Origin of the sequence: Bifidobacterium callimiconis (assembly GCF_003952005.1) — a bacterium.
GTDB classification, from domain to species: Bacteria; Actinomycetota; Actinomycetes; order Actinomycetales; family Bifidobacteriaceae; genus Galliscardovia; species Galliscardovia callimiconis.
In genome coordinates this window covers 331,629-346,298 of record NZ_QXGJ01000002.1, presented here as the reverse complement: position 1 = coordinate 346,298, position 14,670 = coordinate 331,629, and the positions used below count along the sequence as shown (strand labels likewise).

Genomic DNA, 14,670 nt, shown 5'->3' with positions numbered 1-14,670 from the left:
GGTATGAATTGGGTTATGTGCGCGATCTTTGCGTAACGTTCCCAACGTATCCCTGTATCTTGCCGACAGACCGCCTTGATTGTCGGTCACCTAGATCGTATATGAGTCACGCGGCTCGCCCGATCCCAGTGACCATAGCTTAAAATCGTTGAAATCTCAACGAAATCAGTTACCGGTCACCGGGATCGGGCGAGCCGCGTGACTCATATACGATCTAGGTGACCGTGCGGAGGGGCCTACCGCACGCCCCAGTCGTAGCGCTGGCTTTCCAGGCGCATGTAGGTGAACAGTTCCGTGCGGTCGATGCCGTCGATCTTGCGGATCTGCCGATTGACGAGCTCGAGCATGCTTTCGTCGTCCTCGGCGAACACCTCGGCGAGAATGTCGAAACGGCCGGCGGTGATGATGATGTAGTCGATCTGCCGGATATCCTTGAGCTTCTGCGCCACGTATTCGATGTCGCCATCCACGGTGATGCCCACCATGGCCTGCCTGCGGAAGCCCATCTCCATCGGGTTGGTCACGGCCACGATCTGCATCACGCCGTCATCGAGCATTTTCTGCACACGCAGTCGCACCGCCGCCTCCGACAGTCCGATCTCCTTGCCGATCGACACATAGGAGCGGCGTCCGTCCTCCTGCAGCAGTGCCACGATCCTCTTGTTGATGGCATCGAGAGTGCCTTCGTGTGTGGTTTGTGATTCGTTTCCCTGATCCGAGGAAACGATGGATTGTTTTTTCTTCATATCTCAAGACTATAGGAAAAACCATTACATCGTGTTTTCATTATGGTTTCCCGAAATTGATGATGTTCTTCTTGTGAATTTAATATATCGAGACTGTAAATCGAAGCATAATATGTAACTTTGATTCGTAATTCGAAAATTTTATGCCCGTATTCTTTGTGAATAGCTTTCGAAAATATTGAAGGCGGATTCATCAGGAAGGACGGGAACATGGGGGTAGTGCAGAAAATCGGGGCGTTGGCCCTGTCCGTGGCGTTTCTACTCGGCACCGCTGCATGCGGTTCCGGTTCGGCCGAATCGGCCAATCAGATCCATATTGGGCGAACCGAGGTCTTTGACGGTTTCACGCTTGATCAGGAACTGCTCAACGAGGACTATGCCATCTCCACCGCAGTGATGGAGCCGCTGATCCGTGTGGGTAACGAAGGCAAGGAGCTCCAGCCGGGCATTGCCAGCTCATGGCAGTACAACGACGATGACACCCAACTGACCATCAATATCAATCCGGACGCGAAATTCAGCAACGGCAAAGCCGTGACGGCCAACGATGTGGCGTTCAGCCTGGCTGTATGGAAGTCCGGACCGAACTATGGCGCCAATTATTCATCCATCGCATCATCGACTGTGAAGGACGACCACACCATCGTCTTCAATCTTTCCCAGCCTGACAGTTCCATCCCGGCCTTTCTCTCCTATGCGGTGGCGGGCGTGATTCCCAAGGACTACGGCGGCAAGAGCGCCAAGGCGTTCTACCAGAACCCGGTGGGCGCAGGTCCGTTCAAAGTCGAATCATGGAGTACCGACGGCGACATCGTGCTCAACAAGAACCCGTACTACTACAAAAAGGGATATCCCAAGGCCGATCGCGTGATCAACTCCTACACCCCCGATTCCAATTCCGTAGCGCTGCAGCTCAAGGCGGGTCAGATCGATCTGGTTAACCAGCTGGACTCCATCACGGCCAAGCTGCTTGACCGAAGCTACATCGCCAAGGTGCCGGCCCACCAGACTCCCACCCTGGTGTTGAACACGCAGAACGCGTTCCTGGCAAACAAGAGCGTGCGTCAGGCCATCGCCTACGCAATCGACTATGAGTCCCTGCAAAAATACGGCTTCTATGGATTCGGCGAACTGCCGAACAGTTCCCTTCCGCCGAATTTGGAAGGCTCGCCCAAGACAACCGGCGGCTACTACCGTCAGAACATCGCCAAGGCAAAGCAGCTGCTCAAGGGCGTGGATATCCCGGCGTCGATCACGCTGACCTACCCGACGTCAGGCATATCGGCCGCGGTGGTGCAGATCATCCAGTCCGACCTCAAAAAGGTAGGCATCAACGTCGAATTGAAATCCGTCGATGGCGGCACCTGGTCGTCGTCGCTTTCCGCGGGAACGTTCGACATGAGTACGTTCGCCACCAACGCGAATTCCCCCGACCTGATCGACGCACCCTCCTATGTGGTGAGCACCAAGATGCTTTACGCGCAGATGGACACCAGTCATCTCGCCGATCTGATCTCCTCCTACAAGGAAAGCACCGATACGAACGCCAAACAACAGATCGTTCAGCAGATCGACGACTACCTGTCGGACGAGGTGCCCTACGTGGTGCTCAACGCGAACAAAGTGATCGTCGCGAAACAGCCGGACATCAAGGGATTGGAGGTGCAGCCATGGAGCTGCTACTACTACGACACCCTCTCGCACTGACGGAATTCGCACTGACGGAAAGCGAGGCGTGACATGACTTCCAAAAGCCGATATCGTTTCATCGTCACCAGACTGCTGACCCTGATCCCGCTGATTCTGGGCATCCTGCTGGTCACCACGCTGCTGCTCGACCTGACACCGGGCGATCCGGCCCGACTCGTCACCGGTCCGCGTGCCAGCGACAACGATGTGGCCCACGTACGTTCCCAGATGGGGTTGGACAAGCCGTTCCTCATCAGATACATCGACTATGTGTTCAACGTGGTGCGCGGTGACTTCGGCACATCGTTCAAGACCGGCAAGGCCGTGGGGGCGCAGATCGCTCAGCAGTTGCCGATAACGCTGAGCATCGCCGTGGGCGGCATCGTTGTGGCGCTGCTGCTGTCGGTCGTGCTGGCCATGCTGTCCGTGCAGAAGCCCGACGGGATCGCCGACCAGATCGTACGAATCCTGTGTGTGGTCGGCATCGGACTGCCGAGCTTCTGGATCGCCATCATGCTCATCAGCTACGTGGCCCTGCCCACCCGGGCGTTCCCCGTCGCCGGCATCGGCACCGACATGGTCACGCATGTCAGGGCCATGATCCTTCCCATCCTCACCGTGGCGATCTCCCTCACCGCGCCGATGACGCGCAGCCTCAGGGCCACGCTGCTCGACGTGCGCAACTCCGACTACGTGCTCGCCGCCCGCACCTTGGGATTCAAGGGCTGGGGGCTGACCGGAGGGTTCATCCTACGCAACGCGGCCGGTCCGCTCGTCGTGGTTGCCGCTTCGCAGGCCGGGTATGCGCTGTTCGGCACCACGGTCGTCGAAGTGGCGTTCAGCCTGCCCGGCATCGGTCAGGGACTGGTCACCGCCGCCAGCCAGCGTGACTTCCCGCTCGTCCAGGGCTACACCTTCGTGTTCGCCATCGCCATCGTCGTCATCTACCTGATCGCCGATGTCATCACATCCCTTATTGACCCGAGAGTGAGGATCGAATCATGACAGCCTCAGTCAATGCCTCGGCGGCGTCGACATGCGCGGCCTCTGTAACAAAAGCGTCCTCCGCCCCGAAACTGCATAGTCGCAAACGTCGCAAGCCGTCGGCCGGCAAGCTCTATGTGGGACTCACGATCGTCGGCGTGTTTGTTCTGGCCGCTCTCGTCAGTCTGGTCTGGACCCCATACGATCCCATCGGGCAGGACTTCACCGCCGTGCTCCAGCAGCCAAGCGCCACGCATCTGTTCGGCACCGATGAGCTTGGACGTGACCTGTTCAGCCGCGTGATGAGCGCATCCGCGATCGACTTGCCCGTCACCCTCATCTGCACCGTACTGCCATGCATCCTCGGCACGATCCTGGGACTTGTCGCCGGCTACTTCGGCAGGACATGGGACGCGATCATCCTACGCGTGGGCGACCTGCTGCAGGCGTTCCCCCAGTACGTGCTCATGATCGTCCTCGTGTTCGTGCTTGGCGCCGGCGTACCTTCGCTGATCGTCAGCTTCACCATCGTCGGATGGGTGGTCTACGCACGCCTTGCCCGAACCGAGGTCATGCGTATCAAGGAATCGCAGTTCATCATGGCCGCGAAAACATCCGGATTCAGCACCGAACGTATTCTCTTCCGCCACATCATGCCGAACGTGAGCCGACAGATCGCGATCTACCTCACGTCCGATCTGGTGTTCTCGGTCGTGGCGCTCGCCGCGTTCAGCTTCCTCGGCTTCGGTATTCAGCCGCCCACCCCGGAATGGGGATCGCTGATCTCATCCGGACAGAAATTCCTCGGTCTGGCCCCGTGGCTCGTCGTGATTCCCGGCCTGACGCTGACCGTATTCGCCTTCGGCCTCGCCCTGATCGGCGACGCCCTACAGGACAGGATGGTGCACTGATGACGAATGAAACACAAACCGTGCATGATGCACGGCCCGTGCTCAGGGTGACGGATCTGTCGATCGTCGACGACTACGACGATGTGCTCGTGCACGATTCCACGTTCACGCTCCATCGCGGAGAACGATTGGGCATCGTCGGTGAATCCGGCAGCGGCAAAAGCCTGACGCTCAAGGCTCTCATTGGCATTCTGCCGAAGAGTCTGCATGCGCGTGGCGGCATCGAATACGTTGATCCGCTGACAAGAACCGACGCTGCGATGATCTTCCAGGAGCCGGCCACCAGTCTCAACCCGACGATGCGCGTCGGACGATTCGTTGCCAGGACATGGCAAGTCCATCATCCCGACGACTCGTGGGAATCCTGCCAGGCGCACGCCATCGATCTCATGAGCAAGGTCGGCATCGCCGACGCCAAGGACAAGATGACCGTATGGCCGTTCGAGCTGTCCGGCGGACTACGTCAGCGCATCATGATCGCCGCGGCGCTCGCCGCCGAGCCGTCCATCCTGCTCTGCGACGAACCCACCACCGCACTGGACGTACGTGTGCAGGCGCAGATCCTCAAACTGCTCAAGGACATAGCCGAGCGTGACAACCTGTCGCTGATCTTCGTCAGCCACGATCTTGCCGTCATCTCCGAAATCTGCGACCGCGTGATCGTCATGCAGTACGGGCGAATCATGGAACAGGGCTCCACACGGGGCATCATCCATGATCCGCAGCAGGACTACACGAAAAAACTGCTGGACGCCGATCTCGACTACCGCATGCGGCATATGGACGACGTTGTGAACACCGCGAACGGAGGTGCATCATGCTGAACCCGATGATCCTGCGCATCGAAAACCTCGTGATCAAGTACGGCGACAAACCGATGCTGATGGATCGCCTGCGGCACAAGCCTGACACCCGGTTCACCGCCGTGGATCATGTGTCGTTCGATGTGCCAGCCGGCGGATCCGTAGGCATTGTCGGTGAATCCGGTTCCGGCAAATCCTCGCTGCTGCGAGCCGTCATGGGCCTGAACCCCATCGACTCCGGCAACGTACGCTATCAGGGCACGATTCTCAACATGGGCAAGTACTCCGATCTGCGCAAATCCATGCAGATGGTGTTTCAGGACCCCGGAACCGCGCTTGATCCCATGATGACCGCGGGGCAGACCATCGGCGAGGTGCTGCGCGTGCACCGTCTCGTCGATCGGGACGACATTCCACGGCGCATTGACGAACTGTTTGACATGGTCGCCATGCCGAGAGACACCGCCAACGCCTATCCGCGAGACCTGTCTGGCGGGCAGAAGCAGCGCATCGCCATCGCCCGCGCGCTCGCGTTCGATCCCAAACTGCTTGTGGCCGATGAACCCACCAGTGCGCTCGATGTGGTGGTTCAGGCGCAGATCTTGGATGTGCTCAAGGATCTGCGGGAACGGACCGGGCTGACGATTCTCACCGTGACCCACAACCTCGATCTCGTGCGCTATCTATGTGATTCCGCCGTGGTCATGCACAACGGCAAGCTTGTCGAATCCGGACCAGTAACCGACATGTTCGCTCATCCCCGTAACGAGTACACGCGCGAACTGCTGGCCGCGGCGCCGAAACTGCCGCGCTGAACCGCCATAGGTCACGCGATCCGAAAACAACGGCGAACATACGATCAGGAGATACGAAATGCCAACCATAATGCCGGCCGAAACCCATCGGCATGAACGCACATGGATGTCGTTCCCCACCGAGGGATATGTACTGGGAAACACCAAGGAATCGCGGAGTGAGGCCATACGTATGTGGTCCTCGGTGGCCAATGCCATCGTGAAATACGAGCCGGTGTCGATGGTTGTCGATCCCGCTCTGGAATCGGTGGCCAAAGACGTACTCGACGACGGTGTGACCACGCATCCGTTCCCTCTGAACGACTGCTGGATGCGTGACAGCGGCCCCACCTTCGTGATCGATCACGGAACGAATGGCGCCACGACGCTCAAGGCCGTTGACTGGGTATTCAACGGCTGGGGGCAGCAGGAATGGTCCGCATGGGACAAAGACGCACTGCTCGCCCGACATGTGGCCGAAGAAGCCGGCGTCGGTGTGATCGACAGCTCATACGTGTTCGAGGGCGGCGGATTCCACGTGGACGGCGAAGGCACGGCAATCCTCACCGAAACCGTGGCGCTGGATCCTCACCGCAACCCCGGGCGTACCCGCGAGGACATCGAACGGGAACTGCATCGCACACTGGGCGTGAATAAGGTCATCTGGCTGCCACGCGGACTCACCCGCGATTACGGGGAATTCGGCACCCGCGGACACGTCGACATCGTCACCTGCATGCCGCAGCCCGGCGTCGTACTGTTCCACGATCAACGGAATCCGGACCATCCCGATTACCAGGTCTCCCGTGACATCGAACGCGTACTATCGCAGGCCCGTGACGCGCGCGGACGACAGCTCACCGTGGTTCCCATACCAGCACCGGCGCAGGGATTCGAAGACGACGGCACGCCCACCGACTTCAGCTACATCAACCACTACGCCGCCAACGGCGCCGTGATCGCATGCACATTCAACGATCCCAACGACGATCAGGCAATGACCGTGCTGAGCCAGGCCTATCCGGGCAGGACCGTGGTGCCGATCTCCTCGAAGCCGCTGTTCGACCGCGGCGGCGGCATCCACTGCATCACGCAGCAGCAGCCGGCCTTGTCGGAGTAAACGATGCCGGCATAACGGAGATAGCGACGAAAGGACACAAACATGGACCTCTATACCGCGGAAAACCTTCCCAGCCTCTGCCCTCGCGATAATGCGGAGCCTCGGGTCGTGGGCGTCGGACTCGTGCAGACTCGATGGCATGAAGACCCTCAGGAGCATAGGGAGACCCTCGCCGTGGGTATCAATCAGGCTGCGCTCGCCGGAGCTCAGATCGTGTTCCTGCAGGAACTGACCATGCTGCGCTACATGGCGGACGTGCGGCCGGATCCATCCAAACGCTCCGCATTGGCGGAAAGCCTCGAGGATGGTCCGAGCATCACGTTCTTCCGCGAACAGGCGCGGGCCAACGGCGTCTATGTCGCGGGCTCGGTCTTCGAGAAGACCGGCGACGACTCTGAACGCGGGTACAACACCGCGGTGCTTGTGGCTCCCGATGGCATTCTCGTCAAGCGCACGCGCAAGATGCACATTCCCATCACTGCCGGATACTACGAGGATGAATACTTTGCGCCGGGGCCGGCCGAGGACTACGAGAATCCGTATCAGCCCGTGACGCTGCCGATCGATGGCGAGCCCCGGCTCGGACTGCCGACCTGCTGGGATGAATGGTTCCCTGAGACCGCGCGCCTCTATGGCATGCAGGGGGCGCAGATCCTCTCGTATCCCACCGCCATCGGCTCGGAACCCGACTATCCGAACTTCAATACCGAACCGCTATGGGAGCAGGTGATCCGTGCGAACGGCATCGCCAATGGCACGTTCATGGTGGTGCCGAACCGCTACGGCAACGAGGGCAAGGTCACGTTCTACGGTTCATCGTTCATCTCCGATCCGTTCGGCCGGATTCTGGTGCAGGCGCCGCGTGATCGTGACGCCGTGCTGGTGGCTCATCTCGATCTTGCACAGCGTGACGACTGGATCACGCTGTTCCCGTTCTACAAGACCCGCCGCCCCGAATCCTATGGACGACTGCTGAACTACGAGGGACTTGGCGCCGAACGCCCGGCCGAGAACGGTGACTGAGATCGGTGAAATCAACAGACAGTGAAGACGATATTCATAATCAAGGAGAACCAATCATGACCAAGACACTGTTCGTGGCAAGTGCCGTGCATTCCATGACCGGAGCCGATGACGCGGGTGCCAACGCCGTGCTCGTCGACGGTGCGAAGATCGCGGCCGTGGGATCGGTGGACGATCTGCGCGCGCGCGACGATGCGAAAGATGCGAAGGTCGTCGATTTCGGCGGCGGTGTGATCGCCCCCGGCCTGACCGACTCGCACAGTCACCCGATTTCCGGTGCGACCGCGGACGCGCTCGGCGTGGACCTGACCGGATCTGTGTCGATGCAGGAGGCGCAGCGCCGACTGAAGGACTATGCGGCGACTGTTCCTGCGGGGGAGTGGGTGTACGCATGGGGCCTGGATCCCACGCTGTACCATGGCGGCCCATTGGTGTTCGAACCATTTGCCGGCATCATCGGCGACCGTCACTGCGTGATCGCGTTCGCCGACATGCACTCTCTGCTGGTCTCCCCGGCCGTGCTCAAGGCCGCCGGCATCAACGGTCCCGTCGAGTTCCCGAACTCGTCGGCGTCCATCGCATGCTATCCGGATGGCACGCCCACGGGCCATGTGCTGGAATTCGAAGCCAAGGATCTGATCTACAAGGTCATGCCGCCGCTCACCGAGGCTCAGAAGGTGCAGCGCATCGTCGACGTTCTCAATGGCATGGCGTCCACCGGTCTGACAGGTGCCCACGTGATGGATCTGAGCGACGGCGATCTTGCGCTGCTCGCCAAAGCAGAAGAGAGCACCGATCTGGGAATCAAGCTGCGTATCCATCCCGTCGCCCGGCAGGCCATGGGCTCCGACATCTCATACCTGCAGGCGCTGCTCGGCCGGCACGGTCGCCGTTGGGCGGTGACCGGCGTCAAACTGTTCATGGACGGCAGCATCGACGGCGGTACGGCATGGCTGCAGGAGCCGGACGTTCACGGCGACAGCGACTTCAGCGCATGGACCGATCTGGATGCCTACCGCGGACTGATGCGCAACCTGATCGCCGCGCGCATCGATACGGTTGCCCATGCCATCGGTGACAAGGGCGTGCTCACCCATGTTCAGGTGGTCTCCGATCTGCTGAAGGAACTGGGCGATGTCAATGGTGGCGGTCATGGCTCCCATTCGATCGAGCATCTGGAGATGATGGATGACGACACCGTGCGTACCGTTGCTTCCAGTCCGCTGTTCGTCAGCATGATGCCGCTGCATTGCACGCGCTTCCTGCTGGCCGATCACACCGACAACTGGTCCCGCAAACTTGGCGAGCCGCGCGAGGGGTATGCGTTCCGTACGCGCACGCTGGTTGATGAAGGTGCCACGCTGGCCATTGGCTCCGACTGGCCGGTTGCGCCATACGATCCGCGTGCCACCATCGCCGATGGCATGTTGCGCCGGCCGTTCAACCGTCCGGAACTGGGGCCGGTCGTGCCCGATGAGGCATTGACCGTGCAGCAGTTGCTCGACGGCTACACTCGTTCGTGCGCGGTGGCTCGCGGCGAGGCTGCGACGTCGGGCAAACTCGCTCCCGGGTACACCGCGGATCTCACCGTGTTCGGGGCGGACCCGTATGCACTGTCCGCCGAGGAAATCGGCACCATGCCGATCCTTGGCACCGTGATCGACGGGGATGTGGTGTACTCAGCATGATGCGGATAGCGGCGTAGTGCTCGGGACCCCTCCCCTCAGTCCGCCTTCGGCGTCCAGCTCCCTCCCATGGAGGGAGCACGGTGGGAATAAGGCGAGTTCTCCCTCCGAGGGAGGGAGATGTCATGACAGGCGTCATGACAGAGGGAGGGATTCCCTCCCTCCCATGCCGCGAATCTCCGTCCACGCCGAAGCGCCGTTCCTGCCCCGATTTCACAATATGGACTTGCCGCTATCTCGGCATAATATCGTCGGCCTATGGTCGAATCGCGATTCGGTTCTAAGCTGCGAAAGGGTCCCTGAATCCCGAACGGAAACGCGGAATACAAGCATTTGCAGATGCGAATCACATTGCTATTCTGATATGTGAATGCGCTTTTACGAATTTTATGTATGTGTACCCACGAAATCAGTTGCAATATGCTGTTTACTTTACTGAAACCACCTCCTCCTTGTATTGGGTTTTGTGATGTGACAATCAACAAGGGGAGGCGCGATGAGTGCTGCGCAGAAGGTGGTGGTAGCTCGCGACCCGGAGGTCGAGCTGCGAGAATCCGGTCTGACGATCAATCATGCAAAGAAGACGTTCACGTCCGCCGAGGGCAAGGAAGTGCATGCCATCGACGACGTGAGTCTGGCGATTCACAAAGGGGAGTTCTTCATCCTGCTTGGCCCGTCCGGCTGCGGCAAGACCACGCTGCTGCGGTCGATCGCCGGACTGGAGAGCCTGGACGCCGGCGAGATCTACCTCGGCGATCAGCGTATTGATCCGCTGCCGCCGTACGAGCGTCCGGTGAACACCGTGTTCCAAAGCTACGCGCTGTTCCCGCACATGACGGTCGCGCAGAACGTGGCGTTCGGCCTCGAAATGGAAAAGAAGCCCAAGGACGAGATCGCCAAGACCGTGCAGGAGATGCTCGACCTCGTCCACCTCGGCGAGTTCGGCGGCCACAAGCCTCATCAGATGTCCGGCGGCCAGCAGCAGCGCGTGGCCTTGGCCCGTTCCCTCGCCAAGCGCCCCAAGGTGCTGCTGCTCGACGAATCCCTTTCCGCGCTCGACTTCAAGCTGCGCCGTCAGATGCAGGTCGAACTCAAGCGCATCCAGCGCGAGACCGGCATCACGTTCATCTTCGTCACCCACGATCAGGAGGAGGCCCTGTCGATGGGCGACCGCATCGCCGTCTTCTCCAAGGGCCGCCCCGAACAGGTGGGCACTCCCGAACAGATCTACAACGAGCCGGCCAACCGATTCGTGGCCGACTTCATCGGCGACATCAACTTCTTCGACGCGGTCAAGAGCGGCGACGGCGTGATCACCGTCGAAGGCGTGCCGTTCCACGTCAAGCAGGACATTTCCAACCTGCCCGACGGCGCCGAGATCTGCGCCGCCGTACGCCCCGAACGCATCGAACTGGCCGCGCCCGACGACACGGCCCTGCAGGGAACCGTAGAGACCGTCGTGTTCATGGGCGCCGACGTGCGCTGCCATGTGCGCCTGTCCGACGGCACCCTGCTGCTCGTCCGAATCTCGCCGCCGTTCGACACCAGCGTGCTCTATCAGGGCGCCACGGTGAGCGTGCACGTCGAGGCCGCACACATGAGGGTGGTGGAACGATAATGAGCAACACGACGAACCCCAACATCAAGAGCGACAAGCCGCCGATCGGCAACGATAAGACCGGTACGATCGCCGCCGAAACGACCACAGTCGTATCCAAGAACGCAACCGCATCCAAGACCTCTGCCCCCAAGGAAACCGCCTGGCAGCACTGGTTCGGCTCCCCGCACGAGGTCAAACCCGGCCTGCTGCACCGCGCCTACGCCGTCCCCTCCATCATCATCGGCCTGCTGTTCACGCTCGGCCCCATGTGCGTGATCGTGGCGTTCTCCTTCATGAGCCGACCCGACATGGGCGGCGGCGTGAAGTTCCAGTTCTCCACCGACGCCTACGAAAAGCTCCTCTTCCGCCACGACTTCTTCGGCAACCGCTTCTTCGACACCCGCTACCTCGAAGTCTTCGGCACCTCCCTCTGGCAGGCGCTGCTCACCACCGTCGTGTGTGTGGCGCTCGCGTTCCCCATCGCCCTGTGGATGTCGATGAAAAGCGCCAAGACGCAGCAGATCCTCGTACTGCTGGTCACCATCCCGTTCTGGACCAACCTGCTGGTCCGCACCTATGCCTGGATGCTGATCCTCAACGAGAACGGTCCGATCAACTGGGCCGCCAATCTGCTGGGACTTGGCAAGCAGCAGCTGCTCTACACGTCGTTCGCCTCGGTGATCGGCCTGATCTACACGTTCCTGCCGTTTGCCATCCTGCCTATGTACTCCGCATTGTCCGGCTTCGATTTCCGTCTCGTCGAAGCGGCCTACGATCTGGGTGCTCGCAAGCTCACGGTGATGCGCCGCGTGATCCTGCGCGCCGCCATGCCGGGCGTGATGAGCGGCGTGGCCCTGTGCTTCATCCCCGCGTTCGGATCCTACGTGCAGCCCGTGCTGCTCGGCGGCGGACGCGTGCTCATGGTGGGCAACCTCATCGCCTCGCAGTTCGCCGAGGCGCGCAACTGGCCGTTCGGCGCGGCCCTGTCCACTGTGATTCTGGCCATCACCCTGCTCGGCGCGTTCCTGGCGACCGCGCTCGGCGGCAGGGCCTCTCGAAAGGCGGGTATGACGCTATGAGCATGCTGCATGATGATGTCGATCCCAAGGCCGTGAAGTACTCCGACAGCGAGGAGTTCGGCGCGCTGGTCGCCAAGACCCAGGCCGAGCGTGCCGCCAGCGGCGATGATGGCGCACAGATGCCGGAATGGCTGGAGGACAAGAAACCCGACCGGCCGCTGAGCACCCGTCGATCCGGCAATCGCGACAATACGCTGAAGCGCTTCCCCGCGGTCGGATTCCTCAGTGTGTTCGTGCTCGCGTTCCTGTATGTGCCGATGCTGATCGTCGTGTTCTTCTCGTTCAACGGCGGCCGTCAGGCACTGCTGTGGGAGGGCTTCTCGTTCCGCTGGTACGGCGAGGTGTTCACCAACGGCGCGATCATCAAGGCCACCGAAACGTCGCTGATCGTCGCGGCGATCGCCACCGCGCTGTCCACACTGCTCGGCGTGCTCTACGTGCTGGCCATCGACCACATGTCCCGCGCCGGTTCGGCGATCGCCACTGCGCTGATCAACGCGTCCATGCTGATTCCCGAAATCGTGCTCGGCGTCGCCACCATGGCGTTCATCCGACTGATCGGCATGGCGCCCGGCTACGTGCCGCTGGTATTGGCGCACACTACGTTCTGCATTCCGTTCGTGGTCATGCCGATCCGAGCCAGACTGCAGACGCTCGACCGCGCATGCTTCGAGGCCGCCGAGGATCTGGGCGCGTCCGGCTTCACCACCGTGATCCGCGTGACGCTGCCGCTGCTCACCCCCGGCGTGATCTCCGGCGCGCTGATGGCGTTCGTGGTCTCCATGGACGACTTCATGATCTCCAACTTCCTCACCACCGCCGGCACCACCACGCTGCCGATCTACATCTTCTCGCTGATCCGCAAGGGCGTGAACCCGAGCATCAACGTGGTCGCCACGCTGTTGCTGCTGCTGGCGATCATCATCACGGTCACGTCCACGGTGCTGACGAACCGCAAGAGCAAGTAGGGGAGGGGAATCATGATGAACGTATATATGAATGACGTGAATGACGATCGTCCGCAGGCGCTGCGAAAGGCGTCGCGAACGACGTTGCGAATTTCGAAGATCGTACGATCCTGCATGAAGATTCTCGCAGCGGCGCTATGCTCCGGACTGGTGTTCGGCCTGGCCGGCTGCTCCGGCGGCGTGAGCGACGTGTCCGTCAGCGGCGGCACCGCCGAGGCCACCGGCCCGTATCATGAGGCCACGGGCGGCGAGCTGCACATCTATACGTGGGCCGGCTATATGCCCGACAGTGTGATCAAGGCGTTCGAAAAGGACACCGGCATCACGCTGAGCGTCGACACGTTCGACAGCAACGAGGCGCTCGAGGCCAAGCTGCAGTCCACCGGTGGCGAGGGCTACGACATCGTGATGCCCAGCGACTACATGGTCGAACAGCTCAAATACGAGGGGCTGCTCATGAAGTTCGACGTGAACTCGCTGCCCAACGCGAAGAACATCAAGCAGGAGTTCCGCAATCCTTACTACGACAGCAAGATGCAGTACTCCATCCCGTACATCGTGAGCTACACGGGCATCGTGTACGATGCCAAGTCGATTCCCGAGTCCGATGCGCCGACGTCGTGGAAGGATTTCTTCCATCCCAAGGCGTCGTGGGGCAAGACGCAGCTGCTCAACGATCAGATTGAGATCGTCAACGCCGCGCTGCGTGCCGTGGGCAGTGACCAGTGCGCCACCAAACCGCAGGATTATCAGGATGCGAGTGATCTGCTGCAGTCCTATAAGTCCAAGGTGGGCGTGCTCAGTTCGGAGGGCGTGGCCGACCGACTGGCGTCCGGTGAGCAGAAGGTCGGCATGGCGTGGAGTTATGACGCCTATCAGGCCATGACGAGCAATCCCGATCTGCGGTTCGTGTTCCCGTCCGACGGCGCGAACAAGTTCGTCGACAACGTGGCGATCTCGCGCGGCGCGAAGAACATCGACCAGGCCAAGACGTTCATCAACTGGATGCTCGACCCGCAGAACAAGACAGCGGTGGAGCGGAACGCCGGCGCCGGCAGCGTGCTCAACGGCGGCGACGATCTGCTGCCTGAGGACATGCGCGACAAGAACGTGATCGTGCCGTCCGCCGACGAGCTCAAGCATGCGATCCTGGAGAAGCGCTGCTCCAACAAGCTCAACGACAATTACACCATGATGTTCGAGGACTTCCGCAGCTGAACGATGCGTGAATGACGACGGGCGACGTGTGCCGAGAGACCGCGCCGCCC

General features: G+C 60.8%; 13 protein-coding genes. 12 read left to right on the top strand and 1 reads right to left on the bottom strand.

The window, feature by feature from the left end; genetic code table 11:
* Positions 1–236: 236 nt before the first annotated feature.
* A complete protein-coding gene (locus D2E23_RS03455; RefSeq protein ID WP_126029596.1) occupies positions 237–746 on the bottom strand; it encodes an Lrp/AsnC family transcriptional regulator in 510 nt (169 codons plus the stop codon).
* 210 nt (positions 747–956) lie between these two features.
* Between D2E23_RS03455 and D2E23_RS03450 the strand changes: the two genes are divergently transcribed.
* The 12 genes from D2E23_RS03450 to D2E23_RS03395 all read left to right on the top strand — a co-directional run bounded on the left by D2E23_RS03450 (position 957) and on the right by D2E23_RS03395 (position 14,620).
* Positions 957–2,453: an ABC transporter substrate-binding protein gene (locus D2E23_RS03450; RefSeq protein ID WP_126029595.1), complete on the top strand. Its 1,497-nt coding sequence runs from the start codon at positions 957–959 to the stop codon at positions 2,451–2,453.
* Between the two features lie 33 nt (positions 2,454–2,486).
* Positions 2,487–3,440, top strand: a complete 954-nt coding sequence (locus D2E23_RS03445) for an ABC transporter permease (protein ID WP_126029594.1) — start codon at positions 2,487–2,489, stop codon at positions 3,438–3,440.
* The gene (locus tag D2E23_RS03440; RefSeq protein WP_126029593.1) at positions 3,437–4,330 is read left to right on the top strand and encodes an ABC transporter permease; all 894 of its coding nucleotides are present in this window, start codon (positions 3,437–3,439) and stop codon (positions 4,328–4,330) included. The genes D2E23_RS03445 and D2E23_RS03440 overlap by 4 nt, the downstream gene beginning before the upstream one ends.
* Positions 4,330–5,154, top strand: coding sequence for an ABC transporter ATP-binding protein (locus tag D2E23_RS03435; RefSeq protein ID WP_126029592.1), 825 nt, complete (start codon positions 4,330–4,332; stop codon positions 5,152–5,154). The genes D2E23_RS03440 and D2E23_RS03435 overlap by 1 nt, the downstream gene beginning before the upstream one ends.
* On the top strand, positions 5,148–5,948 hold the full coding sequence (locus tag D2E23_RS03430) for an ABC transporter ATP-binding protein (RefSeq protein ID WP_206431984.1): 801 nt from the start codon (positions 5,148–5,150) through the stop codon (positions 5,946–5,948). The genes D2E23_RS03435 and D2E23_RS03430 overlap by 7 nt, the downstream gene beginning before the upstream one ends.
* A 58-nt stretch (positions 5,949–6,006) precedes the next feature.
* Positions 6,007–7,047, top strand: coding sequence for an agmatine deiminase family protein (locus tag D2E23_RS03425; protein WP_126029591.1), 1,041 nt, complete (start codon positions 6,007–6,009; stop codon positions 7,045–7,047).
* Between the two features lie 42 nt (positions 7,048–7,089).
* The gene (locus D2E23_RS03420; protein WP_126029590.1) at positions 7,090–8,070 is read left to right on the top strand and encodes a nitrilase-related carbon-nitrogen hydrolase; all 981 of its coding nucleotides are present in this window, start codon (positions 7,090–7,092) and stop codon (positions 8,068–8,070) included.
* 56 nt (positions 8,071–8,126) lie between these two features.
* Positions 8,127–9,758 (top strand): amidohydrolase, encoded by a 1,632-nt coding sequence (locus tag D2E23_RS03415; RefSeq protein ID WP_126029589.1) that lies wholly within the window; start codon positions 8,127–8,129, stop codon positions 9,756–9,758.
* 493 nt (positions 9,759–10,251) lie between these two features.
* A complete protein-coding gene (locus D2E23_RS03410) occupies positions 10,252–11,373 on the top strand; it encodes an ABC transporter ATP-binding protein (RefSeq protein ID WP_126029588.1) in 1,122 nt (373 codons plus the stop codon).
* Entirely contained in the window at positions 11,373–12,434 is a 1,062-nt protein-coding gene (locus D2E23_RS03405; protein WP_126029587.1) for an ABC transporter permease, read from the top strand. Before D2E23_RS03410 ends, D2E23_RS03405 begins: the two co-directional genes overlap by 1 nt.
* Positions 12,431–13,402 (top strand): ABC transporter permease, encoded by a 972-nt coding sequence (locus D2E23_RS03400; protein WP_126029586.1) that lies wholly within the window; start codon positions 12,431–12,433, stop codon positions 13,400–13,402. Before D2E23_RS03405 ends, D2E23_RS03400 begins: the two co-directional genes overlap by 4 nt.
* A gap of 114 nt (positions 13,403–13,516) precedes the next feature.
* Positions 13,517–14,620, top strand: coding sequence for an ABC transporter substrate-binding protein (locus D2E23_RS03395; RefSeq protein ID WP_164520650.1), 1,104 nt, complete (start codon positions 13,517–13,519; stop codon positions 14,618–14,620).
* Positions 14,621–14,670 lie beyond the last annotated feature (50 nt).

What these genes read in the sequence shown, in the direction of transcription:
- D2E23_RS03455 (WP_126029596.1), bottom strand. Translation starts at nt 746, where the DNA reads ATGAAGAAAAAACAATCCATCGTTTCCTCGGATCAGGGAAACGAATCA.
- D2E23_RS03450 (WP_126029595.1), top strand. Translation starts at nt 957, where the DNA reads ATGGGGGTAGTGCAGAAAATCGGGGCGTTGGCCCTGTCCGTGGCGTTT.
- D2E23_RS03445 (WP_126029594.1), top strand. Translation starts at nt 2,487, where the DNA reads ATGACTTCCAAAAGCCGATATCGTTTCATCGTCACCAGACTGCTGACC.
- D2E23_RS03440 (WP_126029593.1), top strand. Translation starts at nt 3,437, where the DNA reads ATGACAGCCTCAGTCAATGCCTCGGCGGCGTCGACATGCGCGGCCTCT.
- D2E23_RS03435 (WP_126029592.1), top strand. Translation starts at nt 4,330, where the DNA reads ATGACGAATGAAACACAAACCGTGCATGATGCACGGCCCGTGCTCAGG.
- D2E23_RS03430 (WP_206431984.1), top strand. Translation starts at nt 5,148, where the DNA reads ATGCTGAACCCGATGATCCTGCGCATCGAAAACCTCGTGATCAAGTAC.
- D2E23_RS03425 (WP_126029591.1), top strand. Translation starts at nt 6,007, where the DNA reads ATGCCAACCATAATGCCGGCCGAAACCCATCGGCATGAACGCACATGG.
- D2E23_RS03420 (WP_126029590.1), top strand. Translation starts at nt 7,090, where the DNA reads ATGGACCTCTATACCGCGGAAAACCTTCCCAGCCTCTGCCCTCGCGAT.
- D2E23_RS03415 (WP_126029589.1), top strand. Translation starts at nt 8,127, where the DNA reads ATGACCAAGACACTGTTCGTGGCAAGTGCCGTGCATTCCATGACCGGA.
- D2E23_RS03410 (WP_126029588.1), top strand. Translation starts at nt 10,252, where the DNA reads ATGAGTGCTGCGCAGAAGGTGGTGGTAGCTCGCGACCCGGAGGTCGAG.
- D2E23_RS03405 (WP_126029587.1), top strand. Translation starts at nt 11,373, where the DNA reads ATGAGCAACACGACGAACCCCAACATCAAGAGCGACAAGCCGCCGATC.
- D2E23_RS03400 (WP_126029586.1), top strand. Translation starts at nt 12,431, where the DNA reads ATGAGCATGCTGCATGATGATGTCGATCCCAAGGCCGTGAAGTACTCC.
- D2E23_RS03395 (WP_164520650.1), top strand. Translation starts at nt 13,517, where the DNA reads ATGAAGATTCTCGCAGCGGCGCTATGCTCCGGACTGGTGTTCGGCCTG.